The organism is Micromonospora sp. LZ37, from assembly GCF_059359015.1.
Map to the genome: position 1 here is coordinate 20,187 of NZ_JCADBL010000014.1, position 21,375 is coordinate 41,561.

Annotated in this window: 19 protein-coding genes and 1 riboswitch; of the genes, 7 read left to right on the forward strand and 12 right to left on the reverse strand. The window is 73.4% G+C overall.

What is annotated here, in order from left to right:
* Positions 1-4 precede the first annotated feature (4 nt).
* From AC5L3Z_RS24940 to AC5L3Z_RS24965, 6 genes are all read right to left on the reverse strand, one after another.
* Positions 5-1,162 (reverse strand): DegT/DnrJ/EryC1/StrS family aminotransferase, encoded by a 1,158-nt coding sequence (locus tag AC5L3Z_RS24940; RefSeq protein ID WP_494845442.1) that lies wholly within the window; start codon positions 1,160-1,162, stop codon positions 5-7.
* A complete protein-coding gene (gene pseB / locus AC5L3Z_RS24945) occupies positions 1,159-2,142 on the reverse strand; it encodes a UDP-N-acetylglucosamine 4,6-dehydratase (inverting) (RefSeq protein ID WP_334614985.1) in 984 nt (327 codons plus the stop codon). Before pseB ends, AC5L3Z_RS24940 begins: the two co-directional genes overlap by 4 nt.
* Before the next feature lie 284 nt (positions 2,143-2,426).
* Positions 2,427-3,479 (reverse strand): pseudaminic acid synthase, encoded by a 1,053-nt coding sequence (pseI, locus tag AC5L3Z_RS24950; RefSeq protein WP_494845443.1) that lies wholly within the window; start codon positions 3,477-3,479, stop codon positions 2,427-2,429.
* Positions 3,476-3,979, reverse strand: coding sequence for a GNAT family N-acetyltransferase (locus AC5L3Z_RS24955; RefSeq protein WP_494845445.1), 504 nt, complete (start codon positions 3,977-3,979; stop codon positions 3,476-3,478). Before AC5L3Z_RS24955 ends, pseI begins: the two co-directional genes overlap by 4 nt.
* Complete coding sequence (locus AC5L3Z_RS24960) at positions 3,976-5,106, reverse strand: glycosyltransferase family 2 protein (protein WP_494845447.1); 1,131 nt, start codon at positions 5,104-5,106, stop codon at positions 3,976-3,978. The genes AC5L3Z_RS24955 and AC5L3Z_RS24960 overlap by 4 nt, the downstream gene beginning before the upstream one ends.
* A gap of 89 nt (positions 5,107-5,195) precedes the next feature.
* Positions 5,196-6,521, reverse strand: coding sequence for a polysaccharide pyruvyl transferase family protein (locus AC5L3Z_RS24965; protein ID WP_494845448.1), 1,326 nt, complete (start codon positions 6,519-6,521; stop codon positions 5,196-5,198).
* A gap of 274 nt (positions 6,522-6,795) precedes the next feature.
* Between AC5L3Z_RS24965 and AC5L3Z_RS24970 the strand changes: the two genes are divergently transcribed.
* From AC5L3Z_RS24970 to AC5L3Z_RS24990, 5 genes are all read left to right on the forward strand, one after another.
* On the forward strand, positions 6,796-7,971 hold the full coding sequence (locus AC5L3Z_RS24970) for an acyltransferase family protein (RefSeq protein ID WP_494845450.1): 1,176 nt from the start codon (positions 6,796-6,798) through the stop codon (positions 7,969-7,971).
* Positions 7,972-8,126: 155 nt separating this feature from the next.
* Entirely contained in the window at positions 8,127-8,594 is a 468-nt protein-coding gene (locus tag AC5L3Z_RS24975) for a hypothetical protein (RefSeq protein ID WP_494845451.1), read from the forward strand.
* A gap of 150 nt (positions 8,595-8,744) precedes the next feature.
* Positions 8,745-9,500, forward strand: coding sequence for a hypothetical protein (locus AC5L3Z_RS24980; protein WP_494845452.1), 756 nt, complete (start codon positions 8,745-8,747; stop codon positions 9,498-9,500).
* Positions 9,501-9,810: 310 nt separating this feature from the next.
* Positions 9,811-9,955, forward strand: a riboswitch (cyclic di-AMP (ydaO/yuaA leader).
* Between the two features lie 7 nt (positions 9,956-9,962).
* Complete coding sequence (locus tag AC5L3Z_RS24985) at positions 9,963-10,799, forward strand: C39 family peptidase (protein WP_494845453.1); 837 nt, start codon at positions 9,963-9,965, stop codon at positions 10,797-10,799.
* A gap of 106 nt (positions 10,800-10,905) precedes the next feature.
* Entirely contained in the window at positions 10,906-11,658 is a 753-nt protein-coding gene (locus AC5L3Z_RS24990; protein ID WP_494845455.1) for an alpha/beta fold hydrolase, read from the forward strand.
* A gap of 59 nt (positions 11,659-11,717) precedes the next feature.
* Here AC5L3Z_RS24990 and AC5L3Z_RS24995 read toward each other — a convergent pair whose 3' ends face one another.
* The 5 genes from AC5L3Z_RS24995 to AC5L3Z_RS25015 all read right to left on the reverse strand — a co-directional run bounded on the left by AC5L3Z_RS24995 (position 11,718) and on the right by AC5L3Z_RS25015 (position 18,034).
* Positions 11,718-12,659 (reverse strand): peptidoglycan-binding protein, encoded by a 942-nt coding sequence (locus AC5L3Z_RS24995; RefSeq protein WP_494845456.1) that lies wholly within the window; start codon positions 12,657-12,659, stop codon positions 11,718-11,720.
* A gap of 274 nt (positions 12,660-12,933) precedes the next feature.
* On the reverse strand, positions 12,934-14,637 hold the full coding sequence (locus AC5L3Z_RS25000; protein WP_494845458.1) for a CDP-glycerol glycerophosphotransferase family protein: 1,704 nt from the start codon (positions 14,635-14,637) through the stop codon (positions 12,934-12,936).
* Between the two features lie 22 nt (positions 14,638-14,659).
* Positions 14,660-16,171: a D-ribitol-5-phosphate cytidylyltransferase gene (locus AC5L3Z_RS25005; RefSeq protein WP_494845460.1), complete on the reverse strand. Its 1,512-nt coding sequence runs from the start codon at positions 16,169-16,171 to the stop codon at positions 14,660-14,662.
* 158 nt (positions 16,172-16,329) lie between these two features.
* Positions 16,330-17,148 carry an ABC transporter ATP-binding protein gene (locus AC5L3Z_RS25010; RefSeq protein WP_334526182.1) on the reverse strand — a complete coding sequence of 273 codons (819 nt, stop codon included), beginning with the start codon at positions 17,146-17,148 and terminating at the stop codon, positions 16,330-16,332.
* Positions 17,141-18,034 (reverse strand): ABC transporter permease, encoded by an 894-nt coding sequence (locus tag AC5L3Z_RS25015; RefSeq protein ID WP_334526185.1) that lies wholly within the window; start codon positions 18,032-18,034, stop codon positions 17,141-17,143. The genes AC5L3Z_RS25010 and AC5L3Z_RS25015 overlap by 8 nt, the downstream gene beginning before the upstream one ends.
* A 219-nt stretch (positions 18,035-18,253) precedes the next feature.
* Between AC5L3Z_RS25015 and AC5L3Z_RS25020 the strand changes: the two genes are divergently transcribed.
* Entirely contained in the window at positions 18,254-18,862 is a 609-nt protein-coding gene (locus AC5L3Z_RS25020; protein ID WP_494845639.1) for a TetR/AcrR family transcriptional regulator, read from the forward strand.
* A 52-nt stretch (positions 18,863-18,914) separates the two neighbouring features.
* On the opposite strand, the gene lhgO is transcribed toward AC5L3Z_RS25020, so the two are convergent.
* On the reverse strand, positions 18,915-20,111 hold the full coding sequence (gene lhgO, locus AC5L3Z_RS25025; RefSeq protein ID WP_494845462.1) for an L-2-hydroxyglutarate oxidase: 1,197 nt from the start codon (positions 20,109-20,111) through the stop codon (positions 18,915-18,917).
* A gap of 118 nt (positions 20,112-20,229) precedes the next feature.
* On the opposite strand from lhgO, the gene AC5L3Z_RS25030 reads away from it, so the two are divergent.
* On the forward strand, positions 20,230-21,372 hold the full coding sequence (locus AC5L3Z_RS25030; RefSeq protein WP_494845464.1) for a DegT/DnrJ/EryC1/StrS family aminotransferase: 1,143 nt from the start codon (positions 20,230-20,232) through the stop codon (positions 21,370-21,372).
* Positions 21,373-21,375 lie beyond the last annotated feature (3 nt).

Consider the following 21,375-nt stretch of genomic DNA (forward strand, 5'->3'; position numbering starts at 1 on the left):
CCAATCAGGCGGCGGCGCGCGCCGTGCTGGTCCGCAGCGCCGCGCCGAGGGCGTCGACGACCCGCTCCTGGTCGGCCTCGGTGAGGCCCGGGTACAGCGGCAGGGAGAGCTGCTCGGCGTAGAACCCCTCGGCGACGGGGCAGGAGCCGCGCCGGTAGCCGAGGTCGGCGAAGGCCGGATGCCAGTGCACCGGGATGTAGTTGACCTGCACGCCGATCCCGGCGGCGCGCATCCGGTCGTACACCTCCCGGCGCCGTCCGTCGAGCACGCGGACCGGATAGAGGTGCCAGGCGGGTCGGGCCCAGGACCGGCGTCCGGGCGTGCGCACCCCGGGCAGGTCGGCCAGGGCCTCGTCGTACCGTCGCACCAGCCGTTCCCGGGCGGCGAGGAAGTCGCCGAGCCGGCGCAGCTGGCTGCGGCCCAGCGCGCAGAGCACGTCGGGCAGTCGGTAGTTGAGCCCGAACTCGTGCACCTCCTGGTGCCAGCCGCCCTCGTCCGGCCACCGTTGCTCGGCGCGGTCGCGGACCAGGCCGTGGTTGCGGAACCGGCGGGCCCGCTCCAGCAGCGCCGGATCGAGGGCGGCGACCGCGCCGCCCTCGGCGGTGGTGAGGTTCTTGGTGGGGAAGAACGAGAACGTGGTCAGGTCGGCCAGCGAGCCGACCGGCCGGCCGTGGTAGGTGGCGCCGATGGAGTGTGCGGCGTCGGCGAGCAGCAGCGCGCCGGTGCCGGCGAGCACGCCGCGCAGGGCGTCGTGGTCGGCCGGGTGTCCCGCGTAGTCCACCGCCGACACCACCCGGGTCCGGCTGGTGACGGCCGCGGCCACCGCCGCCGGGTCGAGGGTGTACGTCTCCTCCTCGACGTCGGCGAAGACCACCCGGGCGCCCAGCGCGACGGCGGTGCTGGCGGTGGCGGCGAAGGTCATCGGCGGCACCACGACCTCGTCGCCGGGGCCGATGCCGGCCGCCGCGTACGCCACGTGCAGGGCGGCCGTGCCGTTGGCGACCGCCGCGCAGCCGACCCCGCCGGTCCAGCCGGCGAGGTCGGCCTCGAAGGCGTCCACCTGGGGGCCGGTGGTCAGCCAGTCGCTGCGCAGCGCGGCGGCCACGGCGGCCACGTCGTCCTCGGTCACCGAATGCCGGCCGTACGGCAGCAGCGCCGTCACGCGGAGACCTCGAGCATGTCGCGCAGCTCCTGCACGCCGAGCCACTGGTCGTTGCCGTCCGACTGGTAGGCGAAGCCGTCGGGGACCGGCTCGCAGCCGGCCGGCGGCTGGTAGCCCCAGGTGGCGATGGTCGGCTGGACGATGAACCGGTCCGCCGCGCGCAGCGTCCGTCGGCTGTCGTCGGGGGCGATCATCTCCTCGTGCAGCTTCTCGCCCGGTCGGATGCCCACCTCGTGCGTGGTGGCGTCCGGGGCGACCGCCTCGACCAGGTCCAGGATCCGCATGCTGGGGATCCGCGGGACGAACAGCTCCCCGCCCTGCATCTGGTCGAACGAGTCCATGACGAACCGCACCGCCTGGTCGAGGGTGATCCAGAACCGGGTCATCCGCTTGTCGGTGACGGGCAGGCTCCTCCCCTCGGCGGCGAGCCGGCGGAACAGCGGGACGACGGAGCCGCGGCTGCCCACCACGTTGCCGTAGCGCACCACGGCGAACCGGGTCGGGTGGTGGGCGGCGTAGTGGTTGGCGGAGATGAACAGCTTGTCGCCGACCAGCTTGGTCGCCCCGTACAGGTTGATCGGGCTGGACGCCTTGTCGGTCGAGAGCGCGATGACCTTCCGGACGCCGGCCTCGATCGCGGCGTCCACCACGTGCTGGCAACCGGTGATGTTGGTGGCGATGAACTCCGAAGGGTTGTACTCGGCGGTGTCCACCTGCTTGAGCGCCGCGGCGTGCACCACGTGGTCCACCCCGTGCATCGCCCGGGTGAGCCGGTGCCGGTCCCGGACGTCGCCGATGAACCAGCGCAGCCGGGGGTCGTCGCCGAACTGCTGGCGCAGTTCGTACTGCTTGAGTTCGTCCCTGGAGAACACCACCACCCGGGCCGGGTCGGCCTCGGTGAGAACGTGCCGGAGGAAGGTCTTTCCGAAGGAACCCGTCCCCCCGGTGATGAGAATGGACGAACCATTCAATTCACTCAACTGGTGCTCCCATGGTCGTCGTTGATCGGTCGCGGCCTGCAAGCCGGTCGGCCGGATCGAGACGCTAGGCCCGGCTGGTTAACGTCCCGACGCCCGGCGGTGAACGCGGGTCACTGGTCGGGTGAATGCCCCACGCCCATCGAGGAAACGCATTTGGGCAGGTCGAGTCCCTGCTTTGCGAATTGCGAAGAGTCTGGGAAGTGTTCCGGGCGGCCCGGGGAATGCCGGACGAATTCCGGGTGGACGGCCGGCCGTTCCGACCGGCGCCGGTCGCGTCGGTCGGCTCAGACCAGGTCCCAGTCGAGCGGGGTGCCGCGCGGCACGTCCCGGGTGAAGACGCGCCCGCGCACCCGGTCCAGGTCGGCCGGGGGCAGGCCCCCGGCCGGCCGGATCGAGCGGACGTTGGCCTCGGTCACCGGGTCGCCGGCGCGGACGTCGGCCACCACGTGCAGGGAGCGACGGAACCGCAGCCCCTCCCGCTCCGTCGGGGTGGGGCCGATGGCCGGTTCGCCCAGCGCCGCCCACGCCCGCTCGGTCTCGACGCGGAGCGCGGCCAGTTCCGCCGGCTCCAGTGAGAAGTCCGCGTCGACCCCGCCGTCGGAGCGCCGCAGCGTCACGTGCTTCTCGATGAGGCAGGCGCCCAGCGCGACCGCGGCGACCGGTACGCCGATCCCGGGAGTGTGGTCGGAGAGCCCGACCGGCACGTCGAAGACGTCGGCCAGCACCGGCAGGCGGCGCAGGTTGCTGTCCCGCGGCGGCGCCGGGTAGGACGCCGTGCAGGCCAGCAGCACGATGCCGGCCGCACCACCGTCCCGGGCGGCCCGGACCGCGGCGTCGATCTCGCCGACCGTCGCCATCCCGGTCGAGATGATCATCGGCTTCCCGGTGCCGGCCACCAGCCGGATCAGCGGCAGGTCCACCAGCTCCGACGAGGCGATCTTGTACGCCGGCGCGTCCAACTCCTCCAGCAGCGTCACCGCGGTGGCGTCGAAGGGCGACGAGAAGACCGTCAGGCCGTGCCGCCGGGCCCGCTCGAAGATCGGCTCGTGCCACTCGTACGGGGTGTGCGCCCGCGCGAAGAGCCGGTAGAGGTTCTCGCCACCCCACAGCCCGTGGCCGTCGGAGATGCGGAAGGCGGGCGTGTCGACGTCGATGGTGATGGTGTCCGGGGTGTACGTCTGGAGCTTGAGCGCGTGCGCCCCGCTGGCGGCCACCGCGTCCACGATGGCCAGCGCCCGGTCCAGGCTGCCGTTGTGGTTGCCGGACATCTCCGCGACCACGAAGGGTCGCTCACCGGTGCCGACCGCGTGCGGCCCGATCTTCACTGTCGCCGTCATGTTCCTCTGCTCATCTCCGTCCACACCACCTGGTGCGGCTCACCGTCGATGGTCCGCTCGTACCGGCGGACCACCCGAAATCCGAAGCGCCGGTGCAGGGCCAGCACCGGCGTGTTGTCGGCGAGCGTCTCCCCGCCGAGGGTCCGCGCGCCGAGCACCTCGAACGCGTACGCGATCGCCGCCCGTTCCAGGGACATCCAGGCCGGCAACAGCCCGCCGGAGGCGTCCAACCTGGCGACGTCGAGAAAGAACCCCCAGGTGAGGGCCCGATCCGGCGAGGCGACGCCGGCGAAGGTGACCACCCCGGCCGGGGTGCCGTCGTGCAGGTGGACGAGCACCCGGCGGTCCGGGTCGGCGCGTACCGCCGTCCACCAGGCGAGATGCTCGGCGGCGCCGATCTCGTGCCGGGTCAGGCTGACCGCGCGTACCCGGGGATGGTTGCGCCAGCGCCGGATCCGGTCGAGGTCGGCCTCCCCGGCCGGGCGCAGCAGCCCCGTCATCCGCGACCCGTGAGCGCCGTGGGCTGGTCCGAGGGCAGGTCGGCGGCCGGCACCGGAGCGGCGGGGGTGGCCGCCGCCGTCGCGGCCGGTGCGACCGGACGGGCGCCCCGCAGCCGGCCGGCCGCCCGGTGCGCCGTGCGCAGCAGGGTGTACGCCAGGTAGGCGTCCCCGGCCACCAGGCGGTGCTTGAGCCCGGCCGCCCCGGCGGGCCGGGGGTAGCCGCCGGCGGGCAGGTACCGGCGGTAGTGCCGGGCCACCCGGCGGAAGAAGGCGTGGCGCAGTCGCGGGTCCATCCGGTGGTCGTTGCCCACCACCACCAGCAGGTGACCGACCATCAGCGCGAACAGGTCGGCGCGCAGCCGCTCGTCCGACGATCTCCGCGCCACCCAGTCGAAGAGCCGCTCGTACTGGTCGAAGGCGTCGAAGTGCCGGCCGCTGCGGGTCGAGGTGATCGCGCCCTGCCGGCCCTGCCGGTAGAGGTAGCAGACCCGGTCGAGCACCGAGATCCGCTCGGCGCCGATCAGCAGCGGGTGGCTGAACGGGATGTCCTCGTACCAGCCGGCGTGGAAGCGCAGCCCCAGCTCGTCCAGGAAGGCCCGCCGGACCACCTTGTTCCAGGCGGTGTGCTGCACCCGCAGCAGCTGCGGCCGGTCGGCCAGCCGGACCACGCCGGGCACTCCGCGCAGCAGCGGGCTGCTGGCGTCGACCTCCCGCCCGCCGTCCTCCCGCACCCGCAGGTGGTCGAGGACCAGCACGTCGGGGCGGTGGGCGCGGAGCCGGTCCAGCACGGCGGGGACGGTGCCCGGGGGCAGCCAGTCGTCGCTGTCGACGAACCAGACGTACGTGCCGGTCGCCACGTCCAGGCCGGCGTTGCGGGCCGGGCCCAGGCCGACGTTGCGGGTCAGGTGCACCGTCCGCACCGCGGGGTGGGCGGCGGCGTACGCCCGCAGCAGCTCCCCGCACCGGTCCGGCGAGGCGTCGTCGACGGCGATGATCTCGACGGCGGCCTCGTCGCCGGCCGGGACGTCCGTCCGGATCGAGTCGAGGCACTGGTGCAGGTACGACTCCACCCGGTGCACGGGTACGACGACGCTCAGCAGCGGGGGGTGCGCGGGCTGATTGACCACGCCGTCACCCTGATCCATCCGGATGGACGGCCCCGGAACCTCACGTATCCGGCGGAGATGAAGTTCCTGAACAGCGGCCCAGCGGCGGGTTAACGGCTCAGCAGCCGCCGCACCGGCGCCCCGACGGCGCGCCTGACCCGGGTCCGCAACCGCTGCTCCTCCAGCGCCGTCACCCGGGCGCGCAGCTCGGCGTTCTGGTCGCGCAGCCACTGGATCCGGGTCAGCAGCTCCTCCCGGTCGGTGGCGGTGGCGGCCCGGACCGCGGGCGGGAAGGTGGTGGCCCGGACCCGCTCGTCGAAGCGGGCCGCGCTGTCACCGTCGGTGAAGGCGTTGCCGAGGTCGTGCCGGGCGAGGAACGCGCTCATCACCTCGTAGCGGGCCCGGTGGCCGGCGTTGAGGGCGGTGTAGTCCGCCTCGGCGTAGAGCTGCGCCGCGTCGACGTCGGCCGGCACCTCCGGCATCGCCCGGTGCGGGATGTCGAAGTAGCGGGCCAGTTCGAGGGTGCGGGAGTCGTGCGCGAAGAGGTAGCCGGGCGTGCCGGAGACCAGCGCCGTGATGGTGCCGTGGATCCGGGTGCCGAAGGCGAAGTCGAAGCCGGAGAGGTACTCCATCCAGGTCCACGGGTCCAGGAACATCCGCACCTTGTCCTCGGTGAACAGCGGGTGGGAGGTGTGGATCGGGATGTCGCTGCGCTTTCCCCGGTCGGCGGGGTCGTCGCCGTGCAGCAGGACGCCCAGGGTCTTCAGGTCCTGCGGCAGGTAGCGCAGGTTCGGGTAGCGCCGGTGGTGCGACTCGATGATCTTCGCCATCGACTTGACGTACGGCGAGATGGTCAGCGCCACCCGGGCGTCCGGCTCCAGGGTCGGCTTGCCCTTCTCCACCCCGAGCCGGTCGCCGTGCAGGAACATCGACGGGCAGCCGATCACGTCGACCGCCGAGAAGCCCAGGGAACGCAGGTAGCCCTCGGTGATCTCGCCCCGGACGCCGATGCTGGGGGAGCGGTCGAGCACCGCCCGGACGAAACGGCTCACCACGTCGTCGATCGGGCGCAGGTACTCCCGGTCGCCGGCCAGGTTGGTCTGGGCACCCACCCCGAGGACGACCACCGGGATCCGCAGCCGCTCGACCAGCCGCGTCATCAGCTCGATGCGGTGGGCGTAGCTGCGCCGGAAGGCGTTGGCGAGCGGGATGACGTAGACGTCGTACCGCTCGTTGATCTCGTCGGCGTCCCGCGGGTTGACCTTGAACTCGGTCGGGGTGATCTCCGCGGTCGCGGTGCTGAGCAGCTTGTGCGCGGCGTGGCTGAAGACCAGGTTGCCGTTGTTGACCCCGATCCAGTCCCCTTCGAAGGCCTCCTCCGGGGAACGGACGTCGAACGGGCCCTTCTTCGCTCGCATCAGGATCCGCTGGTGCATGTCCGCTCCATCCCTCGTTCGTCCGTGCCGGGGCGACGCCCGCTGCGCGCCCGGACCGGGCACGACTCGACCGGGGCCCCGGAATATTAGGACAACCGATGCCGTCCGCACACGCGCATGTCACCCGCCACGCCCCGGCCGGGACGCGGCGGCCGGGGCAGCCGGTAGGGTGCCCGGCGGCGGGACCGACCGGTGCCGCTGCCGGAGGGCACCGGCGTCCCGGCCGGGAGGAGAGGTACGTGCGGGTCAGCGTGGCGACGGTCGGGTGCCCGGCATGACGAGCGCACCGGAGACCACCGCCGCGCGGACGCGCCGGCTGCCGTCGCTGACCGGCCTGCGCTGGGTCGCCGCGATGCTGGTCTTCGGCTATCACGCCGGCACGATGGGGATCGTCGGCCAACCGGACGTCAAGGCCGTCCTGAACTGGACCTTCACGCTGGGCCTGTCCGGGGTGCAGTTCTTCTTCATCCTCAGTGGATTCGTGCTGGTCTGGTCGGCCCGGGACACCGACCGCCGTCGGGACTTCTGGCGGCGGCGGCTGGCGAAGATCTACCCGAACCACGTGCTGACCTGGGCCGCGGCGCTGCTGGTGATGTGGTGGTTCGCCGACCCGGTGGTGCCGCGCGCGGCGCTGGAGAGCCTGCTGCTGGTCCAGGCGTGGGACCCCACGCCCGGCTACTTCTACAGCATCAACTCGGTGAGCTGGTCGCTCTCCTGCGAGCTGTTCTTCTACCTCTGCCTGCCGCTGGTGCTGCCCGCTATCCGGCGGGCCCGCGCCGGCGTCCTCTGGGCGGTGGTGGTCGCGGTGCCGCTGCTCATCGTGGCCCTCTGGCCCGGCCAGTCGCTGCTGCCTGAGGGGAGCACCTGGTGGTTCAACCAGATCTTCCCGGTGGTCCGCTCCACCGAGTTCTGGCTGGGCGTGGCCGCCGCCGAGCTGATGCGGCGCGGCCGGTGGCGCGGGCCGGGCCTGCCCCTGGCCAGCCTGATCTTCGTGGTGACCTGGGTGGTCGCCGCGCAGTGGATCCGCGCCGAGCTCTGGGCGGCGATCCTGTCGGCGGCGTACATCCTGGTCATCACCGCCGCGGCCGGCGCGGACGTGCACGGCCGCCCGTCGCCGTGGCGGCACCGCACGCTGGTCTGGCTCGGCGAGGTCTCGTTCGCCTTCTACCTGGTGCACGTGCTGGTGATGGTGACGGTGCTCCGGCTGGCCGGGCAGCTCGGGGTCGGGCTGCCCGGCTGGTGGGGCCCGCTGGTCGTGGTCGGCTTCCTGGCGGTGAACCTGGCGCTGGCCGCCCTGCTGCACCGTTGGGTGGAGACGCCGATGATGCGCCGCCTCAGCCCCCGCCGCCGCGCCGGCGCGGGCCGCCCGTCGACGCCCCCGGTGGCACCCGGGTCGCCGGCCGACGCCCACGACGACGCGCGGCCGTCGGTCGGGACCGCCACCCGCTGAACCGGCCGTACCGGCCCGCCGGGACCGCCCGCGTCGACCGCCGGGCGGGGACCGCTCCGGGCGGCGCGGCGGATCGGACCACGGTGGACCGGCCGGGCGCGGCGACACGCCCGGCCACGCTGCGGTCCGCCCGCCGTCGGCGGTAGCGTGGCCCTGTGCTCCCGGTCGCGCTCACCAGTCCCCTGTGGTGGGTGGCGCGCTGGAGTTCCCGCCTGCTGACCGGCGTCGCCGTGGCGGTCGCCCTCTCGCTCGGCGGCTCCGCGCCGAGCGGCGCGGTGGAGCTGCCGAGCACCGCGCCGCTGGCGGTGACCGCCGCGCCGTCGCAGTTCTTTCCCGCCGTCACCGCTCCCGCCGCCTCGGCGGCGGTCGCCGGCCGACGCGCCGCCGGCGCCGCGCCGACCGGCCGCGCCGACACCGTCGCCGGCGACCTCACCGGGTACGCCGCGGCCGGCCGGGACACCGCCGGGTACGGCGCCGACGCGCACGACCCGGTCGGCCGGCCGGCCCGGCCGGCTGTCGCGGACGGCTCCGCCCGCCCCGCCGGCGCGCTCGTCGCCGCGGCAGCGACGTTCACGGGGCTCGCCCCGACCGTCACCGGGCCCCGCGCGCCGCCGGCCGGCTGACCGCCGCGCGGGGGCGTCCCGCGACCACCGTCTCGTCGAACCTCACCGCCGCACCCGCCTGACGAAGGCCCGCCGCCGCCTGTGCCGCGCGCGCCCGTCCGGCCCGTGCCGGATCCCTCTTCCGCATCCCGCTCCCGGGAGGTGCCGCTCATGAACACCGTGCTCCACGAGTTCCTGACCGAGGTCCCCACCGCCGCCGCCATCTGGTCCGCCCTGCTGGTGCTCGCCCTCACCGTGCTCACCGTCCTGGTGGCCCGCCCCGAGCGGGACCGCCCCGTCGACGAGGCGACGCCCGCCGAGCCGTCCCCGGCCGTCGAGCTGGCCGACCTGCGCCGGTACGCCGAGGAGGTGGCGGTCGCCGCCGCCCGGGCGGCCCGTACCGCGCAGCGCCGGCGGGCGGCGTGGGAGGCCGCCCACGAAGAGGTCGACCGGGCCTGGGCGGCTTACGACGAGGCGGAGACGGCGGCCCGCCGCTTCGCCGGCGCCGCGGCGCTGCCCACCCCGCGCACCCCCCGTACCCCCGCCGAGTACGCCGGCCGGGAGCGCTGGCTGCACCAGGCCGCGGTGGCGGCGCACTGGCGGGGCGAGTTGCCGGTGGAGCGGCTGCGGGACGTCTTCGCCCACCGGGACGGCTGGGATCCCCGCCGGCACCCGGTGGAGCAGGAGGTGCTGCTCGCCCGCGCGGTACGGGACGGCCGGCGGGACGCGTACACCTCGGCCGCCGAGCGGGAGCGGACGGCGTGGCGGGACGCCGAGCTGGCCGCCGAGGCGGCCCGGTCGCTGGCGGCCGAGGCGTACGCGGCGGCGCAGCGGCTGCGGCCGGGCCGGGTCCCCGCGCCCCGGGCGGTGGCCGTGGCGGCGCGGACCGCGCCTGCGGCCCGCTGGCGTCCGGCTCGGGTGGGTTGACCGGCCGGAACGCGACGGAATCGTTACCAAATCCCGGTGAGCTGCGTCACTTCAATGGGGAATCGGTCATCCGGCCACGGGTGGTGACAGCCGTCGCGACGGTGCCTGGCGATTGTCGCCGAGCTGTCCGGTTGTTGCCCGAAAGGAACAGCCAAAGCCTCACGTCCCATTGAGTGACGTCAGTGCCGCAATGCACGGGAAATTTGTGGGCCCGGTCATGTTTGAGCAGGTGAGAGCGCTTGGCGAGGTCGGCGCCCGGCCAGTAGTGTCGCCCCCGTCCGGTGCGGTTTCCGATCGCATAAGGCGACGCCGCGCCGACCCGCTCAATCGTGGGTGACCACGAACCGGGGACCCAATTTGTGTTGTGGGGTGAATCCGCGGGCCACGGCCCGTGGTAGGGCGTTCTTCCCGCCCGAATCCGTCAGCTAACCCGGTCGGCGGTGTCGGAAGGAGCTCCACTTCGTGCAGCACGATCCCACTTCCCGGTTGTTCCCGTACCACCTGAAGCGGCAGCTGCGCCGACTGGTCACCGAGCGGCCGTACCAGGTCGTCGTCGGTTCGGCCGCGGCCCTCGTGTTCGCCACGGGGACCGTCGCCCTGGCCGGCAACGAACGGCACGTTCCGGCGCCGCAGCAGGCCTCGGCCGCCGTGGCCGAGTCGGCACCGCGCCTCAACGAGGTCGCCACCCGCGGCCAGGCCCGCCTCGCCGCCCCCATGACCGACCACAACTCCGGCGAGCGCACCAGGGGCAAGCCGGACCCGGACCTGACCCGCAGGGCGGCACCGAAGCCGCCGTCGACCAAGGTCCTCTCGTACGACTACCAGGCCCAGACCACCTACTACAACTGCGGTCCGGCGGCGGTGCGCAACGCGCTCAGCGCGGCCGGCGTGGAGAGCACCCAGGACGAGCTGGCCGGCCCGCTCGGCACCACCGAGGTGGGCACCAACTCGGTCCGCGACACCACCCGGGTGCTCAACCGGATGGTCAAGGGCGACCCGTACCGGACCCGGCTGTTCGACAGCACCCCGAGCCGGAAGCAGATCGACCAGCTCCAGGCCGACGTGGTCGAGGCGATCACCGACAAGCGCGGCGTGGTGGTCAACGTGGCCGGCAGCGCCACCGACACCGCCGGGGGCTGGCACTCCTTCCCGGGTGGGCACTACGTCGCCGTGGTCGGCTACAAGAACGACGGCCGGACCGTCCAGATCGCCGACTCGGCGGACCCGAGCCTGCCGCAGTACTGGATGAGCACGATCGAGCTGGCGAACTGGATCGCCACCCGCGGCTACTCCGCCTGATCCACCTCGTACGCGAACGGGCGCCGGCTCCCCTCGGGGGGGGCCGGCGCCCGTCGCCGTCCGTGGGTCTCGCGGTGCCGGCGCCGACGGTGGGAGACTGCGCCCCATGACCGACCACACGGGTACCCGGCACCTCCTGCTGCTGCACGGGATGGGCGCCACCGGCGACGTCTGGCTGCCCTGGGCGCCGCTGCTCGAGCACCGTTGGCCGGGGCGCTGGCTGGCACCGGACCTGGCCGGGCACGGCTTCTCCCCGCCGCTGTCCGGCTACTCCTTCGCCGGGCTCGCCGGCCGGGTCGCCGAGGGGCTCGGGCCGGCCGCGGACGGCTCCCGCCCCGGCGACCGGTTGGTGATCCTCGGGCACTCCCTCGGCGGCGTGGTCGCCCTGGCCCTCGCCGCCCGCGACGCCGGGCTGCCGGTCGACGCCGTGGTCGGCCTCGGCATCAAGGCGGTCTGGTCGCCGGCCGAGCTGGTGAAGTCGGGCGAGCTGGCGCAGCGCCCGGTGACCTGGTTCGCCGGCCGGGACGAGGCGGCGCGGCGCTACCTGAAGGTCGCCGGCCTCACCGGGCTCTTCGCCCCGGACCACCCGGTCGTCGACGCCGGCCTGCGCGTCGAGGACGGCCGCTGGCGACTCGCCATGGACCCGGCCGCGTTCGCCGTCGGCGCCCCGGACCTGGCGGCCCTGCTGGCGGCAACCGACGTGCCCGTGGTGCTGGCCCGGGGCGAGCACGACCCGATGGTCAGCGAGACCCAGCTCGCCGCGTACGGGGCGCCGGTGGTGACGCTGCCCGGCCTCGGTCACAACGCGCACGTGGAGGACCCGGCGGCGGTGCTGGGGCTGCTCGACCCGTACCTGTGAGCGCGGCGGACGGTCGGGCTCCGGCCCGGCCGTCCGCCGCCTGCGGATGGGCCGGACGGTCAGTAGGCGCAGCCGGTGGTGGGCAGCGACGCCGGGGCCGGCACGGTGGCGCCGTCGTAGATCGCCAGCAGCAGCCGCTGCGGGCAGCGGTTGACGCCGTTGACCCGGATCTCGATGTGCAGGTGTGGGCCGGTGACGTTGCCGGTGGCGCCGGTGTAGCCGATCACCTGGCCGGCGGAGACCCGGGCTCCGGCGGCGACCGAGCGCGACGACAGGTGGCAGAACAGGTAGTACGCGCCGTCGTCGGCGGTGATGCCGATGCCGGTGCCGCAGCCGCCCCCGGCGTGGCCGACCGTGCCGGCGGTGATCGCGTACGTGGTGACGCCGGTGACCGTGGGCAGGTCGATCGCGGGGTAGTCGTGGTGCGGGTCGTCGTACTCGCTGCGAGGCAGCACCGAGCGGTCGATGACCGGGGCGTAGTTGCCGCCGCCCCCGCCCCCGCCGGCGCCGACCAGCCACTGCCAGGTGGTGGCGCCGACCGTGCTCCCGCCGGTGAGCCCGCGGCCGGTCTTGAAGTTGGTCACCGCGGTGGTGGTGGAGCCGCCCCAGACGCCGTCGACGGTGAGGCCGTAGCCGTACTTGTTGAGCGAGGTCTGCAGGGCCCGCACGGCGTTGCTGTTCGCGCCGGGGTCCAGGGTGACCACCAGCTTCGCCCAGGTCAGCGGTCCGACCACGCCGTCGGCGGCCAGCCCGTTGGCGGACTGGAAGGAGCTGACCGCCGTCGCGGTGCCGGAGCTGTACCAGCCGTCGACGGTGAGGGTCCGGCCGTGGTGGCGGAGCAGGAACTGGGCGGTGGCGACGTTGGCGCCGCTGGTGCCGGTGCCCAGCGTCGGCCAGTTGGGGGTGGCCGCGTGGGCCGCGACCGGTGCGGCGAGCACGGCGAGGACGGCGAGGGACGCCGCGCCGAGCCAGCTGACGGCCCGGCGGACTGTTGGATGCATGGCGCACTCCCGGGGGACGGAGGGAGGCGAGCGGCGTCGGGGCGCGCCGCGTCGCCGGCGCGCGGGCGCCGGTGGCGGTGCCGCCGCCGGTCGATCGCGCGTCCGGCAGCCAGTATGCTGATGAAGATAAATATTTACAATGGTGAGAACTTGTAAAGAAGTTTCGCCGTGCCGGACCGCCGCGCGGCCCGTTCCCGTGCCCCGTCGCCGGTCCCGGGAGACAGCTCCGCCCCGCACCTGCCGAGGCCGGTGCGGGGCGGGGGAGCGGTGTCGGTCAGGCGGGGGCGTCCGCGGGTGCGACGGCCTCCGAGGCGCGCGGCGCGGGCGGGTTCCAGCCCCGGTCCAGCTCCCACCGCGCGGCGTCGAGGAAGCCGTCGGCGTAGGCGTCGGCCGGGAAGTCGCCCAGGTAGCGGCGGCGGGTCTCCCACCGGGCCGAGGCCAGCGGATCGGTGACCAGCAGCCGGTCCAGCACCTCGTCCACGTCGGCCATGTCCCGCCGCAGCACGTAACCGGAGCCGGCGAGGGGGAACCGGGCCACGAAGTCGTCGCCGTCGACGCCCATGTCGGTCACCGCGTACGGCTTGCCCGAGTACAGGTAGTCGGAGATGACCCCGGAGACGTCGGAGATCAGCGCGTCGGACCGGTTGACGCACTCGGTCAGGCTGAGCTCACGGCTCGCCGCCGCGCCCCACAGGTGCGGCCGCCCGGTCCGCGCCTTCTCCGCAGCCAGCAGGTCGGTCAGCCGCGCCAGCTGCCGAGCCGAGGTCGGGTTCTGCGAGGTGTACGGGTGCGCCCGCAGGATGACCGTGGCGCCCCGCTCCAGCAGCCGACGCAGCAGCGTCTCGGCCACCGGCAACGAGCAGTAGTTGGCGTCGGCGTGGTGCCCGGTCCAGGTCGGGGTGTACAGCACCGTCGGGTTCGGCAGGCCCCGGGTCGGTGCGGTACGCACCTCGATCGACTCGACCTGGGGGCGGCCGACCACCACGAACTTCTCCGCCGGGATCTCCACACCGGCCCGGGCGTACCGCTCGATCGCGGCGGGACCGGCCACGAAGATCCGGTCGAAGATCGCCGAGACCGGGTTGGCGCTGGGCGCCTTGTCGCTGTCGCCGTGGTGCAGCTGCACGTGGGTGAGCTGGTTGAAGCGGATGCAGTGGCTGTTCTTCGCGCCGTGGTTGACGTAGAACGCCACCCGCAGGCTCGGCACCAGCGCCTCGTCCATGGCCTTGAGCGTCGGGCAGTAGACCACCGGGGCGCTCGTGGCGGCCGCGACGGCGGGCAGGAACTCCGGCTCCCGCAGCAGCACCAGGAACGGCCGGCCGATCCGCTCCAGGTACGGCAGCCACATGGTGACCTGGTACTCCGACCCGGGCGGGGCGGAGAAGTAGAGCAGGAACTCCGGCTGGTGCGCGCGCAGCGCCCGGGCCACCGCCCCGCCACCGGTCGGCGGACGGAACCGCCGGCGGGCCAGGTCCAGCCCGACCGCCCCGCACGCGCCGGCCACCACCAGGGCGGCGGCCAGCGCGACGAGGGCGGGCAGGGTGAGCGCGGCGGCCACCGCGACCAGTCCGAGCAGCACCAGCAGCGCGTTGCCGAGCTGGGCGGCGACCAGCGGGGTCCAGGAACGGACCGGCAGGTTCGCCGCCCGCAGCTCCAGGTTGCCGGCGTCGCGCAGCGGGCCGACCAGCAGCACCAGGCCGAGCAGCACCAGGGCGGTGAGGGTCAGCGCGGGGTCGAAGCCGGCGTCGAGCCGGCGGGCGTACCCCACCAGGATCCCGGCCGCGAGCAGCACCGACTCGGCGATGATGTCGGCGCCGGGCCGGACCCGGCGCTCGACGGCGGCCGCGACCAGCGCGGCGACCGCCAGCGCCAACCCCCAGCCGGTGGCGCCGGTCAGCGCCACCACGAGGAACGCCAGGACGGCCAGCCCGGTGGTCAAGCACCGCGCGATCAGCTTCCTGACCAGGTCACCACGCATGAGTCGCTGTCCCCGCCCCGGATCAGCCCGCGTCGACGCCGGTACCGAGCCGGCCCTGCCCGGCCGCCGTCGGCTGCGCCGGCACCGGGACCGGCTCGCCCGGCGCCCGCCGCACGTCGATCACCTGACCGGTGAGGTCGGAGATGAGCACGTCGAGCGAGGACTGGGCGACCGTCTCGGCGGCGAGCAGGGTGTGCTCCGGCTCCTCGCCGAAGGCCTTCGTCCGCATCGGGGTGGCGGTGCGCTCCGGGTTGATGCAGTTGACCCGTACCCCGAACTCGGCCCACTCGTCGGCCAGCGCCTGCGTCAGGTTGACCAGGGCGGCCTTGGTGGAGGAGTAGAGGGCGTACTGGGCCCGGCCCCGGGTGTAGGAGCTGGAGGTGTAGAGCAGCAGCTGACCCTTGGTCTGCTGGAGGTACGGCAGGGACTGCCGGGCGGCGATGACCGGGCCGACGAAGTTGACCTGGAGCACCCGGTCCATGGTCTCCTGGTCCATCTCGGCCAGCGAGCCCTTCTCCAGGATGCCGGCGGTGACCACCACGTGGTCGATCCGGCCGGTGGCCTCGAAGGCGGTCTTCAGCGCCGCCTCGACGTCCCCGGCGCGCTCGACGTGGGTGCCGGTGCTGGAGCGGCTGAACGGGAAGACCTGGGCGCCGTAGCGGCGGGCCAGCTCGGCCAGGTCGTGGCCGATGCCGTAGCTGCCGCCGAAGATCACGATCGTCCGGCCGGCCAGTTCCTCGGTGTAGCTGCGGTGGTCGGTGAGCCGGGGCGCCTGGGCGGCGGCGAGCTGGAAGAGCTTGTCCGCCAGGTGCACGTCGACCGGGTGGGTGACCTTGATGTTCTCGTCCGAGCCGTCGATCACCTTGATCGGCGTGCCGGGCAGGTAGCGCAGCACCACGCCGCAGTCGTCGGTGGCGGCGAAGTTGGGGTCGCCCTCGGCCCGCCGGTACGCCTCGCGGATGGTGCCCGACCGGAACGCCTGCGGGGTCTGGCCGCGGCGCAGCGTGGCCCGCACCGGGATGTCGGTGATGCACTCGTTCTCGTCGACCTGGATGATCGTGTCGGCCGAGGGGATCGCCACGTCGACCGCGGCGTACGTCCAGAGCGCGTTGACGCACTCGCGGACGATCCGGGCGCTGACCAGCGGGCGGACCGCGTCGTGGAAGAGGATGTTGACATCGCCCTCGCCGACCGCGTCGAGCGCGATGCGGGTGGTGGCGTTGCGGGTGTCGCCGCCCTCGATCACCTTGCTGACCTTGCGGAAGCCGGCCTTGTCGACGATCTGCTGGGCGTCGGCGACGTGCCCGGTGGCCATCAGCACGATGATCTCGTCGATCTCCGGGGCGGCGTCGAAGACGGCCAGGGTGTGCTCGATGATCGGCTTGCCGGCGATCTTCAGCAGCTGCTTCGGGATGCCCAGGCCGAGCCGGGTCCCGGTGCCGCCGGCCAGCACCACCGCCACCGTCCGCGAGGGCCGCCACGGGGCCGGGGTCTCCGGTGTGGCGTCCGGGGCAGTGGTGTGGTCCTGCGTCATTGCCGATCCTCACTCTCAGGGATGCACGGTCAGGAATGCCTGAACGAAAGATGGCGCCCGCGTGGCGACGGGATGAACCTTAACGCGCGGACCGCGCCGTCCGAACGGGACGGCGCGGTCCGCGGGCGTCGTGTCCGTGCCCCGCGTTGGCCGGAATCCTACTTGCTGTTCGCGTACGCCTCGTATGCCCGGATGACCTCGTCGGTCGGCCCGTCCATCCGCAGGACGCCCGACTCCAGCCAGATCGTCCGCTCGCAGGTGTCCCGCACCGAGGAGAGCTGGTGGCTCACCAGGAACACCGTGCCGGCGCCCTCCCGCAGTTCGCGGACCCGCGCCTCGCTGCGCTTGCGGAAACCCTTGTCGCCGGTGGCGAGCGCCTCGTCGATCAGCAGCACGTCGTGCTTCTTGGCGGCGGCGATGGAGAACCGCAGCCGGGCCGCCATCCCGGAGGAGTACGTGCGCATCGGCAGGCTGGCGAAGTCACCCCGCTCGTTGATCCCGGAGAACTCGATGATCTCCGGGGCCTGTCGGGCCACGTCGTCCGGGTGCATGCCCATGGCCAGGCAGCCCAGGGTGACGTTCCGTTCCCCGGACAGGTCGTTGAGCAGGGCTGCGTTGACGCCGAGCAGCGAGGGCTGCCCCTGGGTGTAGATCGCGCCGCGGTTGACCGGCAGCAGGCCGGCGATGGCCCGCAGGATGGTGGACTTGCCGGAGCCGTTGGTGCCGATCAGCCCGATCGCCTCGCCCCGGTACGCGGTGAAGGAGATCCCCTTGACCGCGTGCACCTCCCGGACGTTCGGCGCGGAGGTGCGCTTGACCAGCCGGCGCAGCGCCGCCACCGGGCTGCTGCCCCCGGCGGCGCCCTTGTGCACCCGGTAGATGATGTGCGCGTCGTCCACCACCACGGTCGGGACGCGCTCGGTGATCCGGGGCAGCGTCACCGTCGCGTCGTTCGAGGTGTCCCAGTGATCAACCACGGCCGTACTCCTGTTCGCCGCGCCAGAAGTAGATGAAGCCGCCGATCCCGGCGACCAGCGCCCAGGCCGCGCCGACCAGCCAGAGCCGGGTCAGCGACTCGTTGAGCAGTGGCGCCTGCTCCACCAGCGCGTACCGGGCCAGCTCGATGTAGACCAGCAGCGGGTTGAACTGGACCAGGGTGGTCGCCCAGCCGGGCAGCCGCTCGAAGAGGGTGACGCTGTAGAGGACGCCGGAGCCGTACATCCAGGTACGCAGGATGAACGGCATGACCTGCTTCAGGTCGCTGGCCTTCGAGCCCATCCGGGCCACCAGCATCACCACGCCGGCGTTGAACACCGCCTGGAGCAGCAGCGCCGGCACCAGCATCAGCCACTTCCACGTGATCGGCTCGCCGGTGGCCAGCACGATGCCGATCAGCACCACCATCGAGGCCAGCAGCTGCTGGAACTGAGTGACGGTGGCGGCCAGCGGCAGGCTGGCCCGGGGGAAGTGCAGCGCCCGGATCAACCCCAGGTTGCTGCTGATCGACTGGGTGCCGGCCAGCACCGCGCTCTGGGTGAAGTTGAAGATGAACAAGCCGGTGGTCAGGTACGCGATGAAGTTCGGCATGCTGTTCTGCGCCAGCACGACGCCGAAGATCAGGTAGTAGACCGCGGCGTTGGTCAGCGGGGTGAGCACCTGCCAGATCTGGCCCAGCTTGGCGTTGCTGTACGAGGCGACCAGTTTGGCGTTGGCGTACGCGGCGATGAAATGCCGGTAGGCCCACAGTCGGCGGCTGTACTCGGCGAGAGAGGGTCGCTCGCCGGCGACCCGCAGTCCGTGCCGAGCGGCCAGCTGCGCCTGGGTCAGGCCCGTTTCGGGGTCGACCAGCGCGGTGGTGGCCATGGGAAGGGCGCTCCGATCTTTCGTGCCGTCGGGGATGCTCGCGACGATGGAATCCTAGAGGGCGCTGGGCTCGGACGGCCGCCCCCGTCGCTGCGTGGACGGTAGTGCAAAACACGTCGGGACGCAACCGTACCGTCGTTGCGCTACCCTGGCTTCCGTGACAGGTGCAGAGAGTCCCCGATGACCAGCGAAAAGAGGCGTACGCCGGCCGGCGCCGCGGTGCTCCGGGGCGACATCACCAAGGCGATCCGGCGGGCGCTGATGCAGGAACTCGCCGCGGTCGGCTACGGCCGGCTCTCCATCGAGGCGGTGGCCCGCCGGGCCGGCGTCAGCAAGACGGCCATCTACCGTCGCTGGAGCGCGAAGCTGGACCTGGTCCTGGAGACGGTGAGCGCGGCCGCCGGCAACAAGCTGCCCGCGCTGGACACCGGCAGCCTGCGCGGTGACCTGACGCTCCTGTTCCAGGTGGTGGCGCACGCGCTGAGCCACCCGCTGGCCTCGCAGATCATCCCCGATCTGCTCGCCGAGGCCGCCCGCAACCCGACCATCGACCAGACCCTGCAACGACTGCTCCGCGCCAAGCAGCAGGAGATCGGCGGGTCGCTGGTCGACCGGGCCGTGCAGCGCGGCGAACTGCCCGCCGACATCGACGCCGACGCGGCCGTGGATCTGATCGTCGGACCGCTCTACTGGCGGTTCGCCATCGCCCGGACCGCACCGACCGAGGCGTACCTCGACGCGCTGGTCGAGGCCGTGGCGACCGGCCTCGGCGCGGTACCGGCCGTCCCCCGGCAGCGGGACACGGCCCTACCGGCCGCCCCCGCCTGAGCCGTCGGTCCGGCGGGGGCGACCCGGTCGCAGGCGGCCGGCGGGCCGGTGGTCAGCGGGCGGCGTCCAGCGGAAGCCGGGAGACGATGTGCCGGGCGATCTCCAGCGAGCTGGTCGCGGCGGGGGAGGGTGCGTTGAGCACGTGCACCTGCCGGTCCGCCTCGACGATCAGGAAGTCGTCGACCAGGCCGCCGTCGGGCAGGATCGCCTGGGCGCGCACCCCGGCGCCGGCCCGGACGATGTCGGTCGGGGTCAGCTCCGGCACCAGCCGGGCCAGGCTCGCGGCGAACCTCTTCTTCGACAGCGACCGGGCCACCTCGGTCAGGCCGTACCGGTAGTGCCGGCGACCCAGCGCCCACAGGCCCCGGTAGGACAGCTCGTCCCAGATGTCGCGCGGGCTGACCCGGCCCCACGAGTAGCCCTCCCGGGCGGTGGCCAGCACCGCGTTCGGCCCGGCGTGCACGCTGCCGTCGATCATCTTGGTCAGGTGCACCCCGAGGAACGGGAACTGCGGGTCCGGCACCGGATAGATCAGCCCGCGGACCAGGTCGCGTCGCTGGGGGACGAGCTCGTAGTACTCGCCCCGGAACGGCACGATCCGCACCGGGGTGGGCACCCCGGCCAGCCGGGAGATCCGGTCGGCGTGCAGGCCGGCGCAGTTGATCAGGATGTCGCCGACCACCTCGCCGGCGGTGGTGCCGACCACCACCCCCTCGGGTCGGTTGGCGACCGCGGTCACCTCCGTGCCGGTGCGCAGGTCCGCCCCGCCCGCGGCGAGCAGTTCGGCGAGCTTGCGGCAGACCGCGCCGAAGTCGACGATGCCGGTGGAGGCGACGTGCAGCGCGGCGACGGCCGCCACGTGCGGCTCGTGCTCGGCGGCCTCGGCCGCCCCGATCAGCCGCACCGGCAGGCCGTTGGCCGCGGCCCGCTCGTGCAGGGCGTGCAGCCGGGGCAGCTCGGCCTCGTCGGTGGCGACGATGAGCTTGCCGCAGATGTCGTACGACAGCCCGTGCTCGGCGCAGAACTCGACCATCGAGGCGCTGCCGGCCTTGCAGAGAGTGGCCTTGAGGCTACCCGGCTTGTAGTAGACGCCGGCGTGGATGACACCCGAGTTGTGCCCGGTCTGGTGCGCGGCCCAGCCGGACTCCTTCTCCAGCACCGTGACGGAGTCGCCGGGACGGTCGGTCATCAGCCGGTGCGCCACCGCCAGACCGACGATGCCGCCACCCACGACCACGAACCTTGTCATTTCATCTCCCCTGCCGGCGGCGTCCGGGGTGATGGTAGCCAAGCCCCGACGCGCCCGATTCGTCCCCGCCGACCTCGGGTGGCCTACACTGCACCGGGTCCGTCTTCTAGGGAGTCTCATGTCAGACGTCATCGCGCTCGGTCAGCCCACGGTCGGTGAAGCGGAACTGGCGGCCATCGCCGAGGTCTTCGCCTCGGGCTGGCTCGCGGGCGCCGGACCGACCTGCCGGAAGTTCGAGGAGCGCTTCGCCGCCGCCACCGGCACCGGCCACGCGCTGGCCACCAACAACTGCGGCTCCGCCCTGCACCTGGCCCTGATCACGCTGGGGGCGGGTGCCGGCGACGAGGTCATCGTGGGTGACTACACCTTCCCGGCGACCGGCCACTCGGTGATGTGGGCGGGCGCGAAGCCGGTCTTCGCCGACGTCCGGCCGGACATCTGGACCGTCGACCCGGCCGCCGTCGAGGCCGCGATCACCCCCCGCACCGCCGGCATCATCGCCGTCGACGTCGCGGGTCAGCCGGCCGACTACGACGAACTGCGGGCCATCGCCGACCGGCACAAGCTGTTCCTGATCGAGGACGCCGCGTGCGCGGCGGGTGCCACCTACAAGGGCCGCCCGGCCGGCAGCCTGGCCGATGTCGCCGCGTTCAGCTTCCACGGCCGCAAGGGCATCACCGCCGGTGAGGGGGGCGCGCTCACCTCGAACCGGGAGGACCTCATCTCCCACGCCCGCAAGTTGCACACGTACGGCATCGAGGGCGCGCTGACCCGGGCCGCCTCCACCGACCTGCCGATCCCGACCTTCGACGAGCTGGGCTACAACTACCGGCTCTCCGACGTCGCCGCCGCGATCATGCTGGCCCAGCTCGACCGGCTGCCGGACCTGATGGCCACCAAGCGGCGCATCGCCGCCCGCTACGGCGAGCTGCTCAAGGACTTCGAGCTGGTCACCGTGCCGACCGAACTGCCGGACCGGGAGCACCCCTGGCAGGCGTACATCCTCACCCTCGACCCGGCGGTGGACCGCGGCGCGGTGGCGATGGGGCTGCGCGAGCGCGGTGTGCAGTGCAACTTCGGCACGTACGCCTCGCACGTCCAGCCGCTCTACGGCGAGCCGGCGCACCGCTGCCCGGTGTCGGCGGACGTCTTCGCCCGGCACCTCGCCATCCCGATGCACGCCAACCTGACCGACGAGCAGGTCGACCGGGTCGCCGCGACCGTGCGCGAGGTCGTCACCGCGGTCGCCACCAGTCGCTGAACA

Excerpts from the sequence above, each read along its gene's own strand:
- AC5L3Z_RS25030 (WP_494845464.1), top strand. The coding sequence starts at position 20,230 with ATGTCAGACGTCATCGCGCTCGGTCAGCCCACGGTCGGTGAAGCGGAA.
- AC5L3Z_RS24990 (WP_494845455.1), top strand. The coding sequence starts at position 10,906 with ATGACCGACCACACGGGTACCCGGCACCTCCTGCTGCTGCACGGGATG.
- AC5L3Z_RS24980 (WP_494845452.1), top strand. The coding sequence starts at position 8,745 with ATGAACACCGTGCTCCACGAGTTCCTGACCGAGGTCCCCACCGCCGCC.
- AC5L3Z_RS25000 (WP_494845458.1), bottom strand. The coding sequence starts at position 14,637 with ATGCGTGGTGACCTGGTCAGGAAGCTGATCGCGCGGTGCTTGACCACC.
- AC5L3Z_RS25015 (WP_334526185.1), bottom strand. The coding sequence starts at position 18,034 with ATGGCCACCACCGCGCTGGTCGACCCCGAAACGGGCCTGACCCAGGCG.
- AC5L3Z_RS25005 (WP_494845460.1), bottom strand. The coding sequence starts at position 16,171 with ATGACGCAGGACCACACCACTGCCCCGGACGCCACACCGGAGACCCCG.
- AC5L3Z_RS24970 (WP_494845450.1), top strand. The coding sequence starts at position 6,796 with ATGACGAGCGCACCGGAGACCACCGCCGCGCGGACGCGCCGGCTGCCG.
- AC5L3Z_RS24955 (WP_494845445.1), bottom strand. The coding sequence starts at position 3,979 with ATGACGGGGCTGCTGCGCCCGGCCGGGGAGGCCGACCTCGACCGGATC.
- lhgO (WP_494845462.1), bottom strand. The coding sequence starts at position 20,111 with ATGACAAGGTTCGTGGTCGTGGGTGGCGGCATCGTCGGTCTGGCGGTG.
- AC5L3Z_RS24995 (WP_494845456.1), bottom strand. The coding sequence starts at position 12,659 with ATGCATCCAACAGTCCGCCGGGCCGTCAGCTGGCTCGGCGCGGCGTCC.
- AC5L3Z_RS24965 (WP_494845448.1), bottom strand. The coding sequence starts at position 6,521 with ATGCACCAGCGGATCCTGATGCGAGCGAAGAAGGGCCCGTTCGACGTC.
- pseI (WP_494845443.1), bottom strand. The coding sequence starts at position 3,479 with ATGACGGCGACAGTGAAGATCGGGCCGCACGCGGTCGGCACCGGTGAG.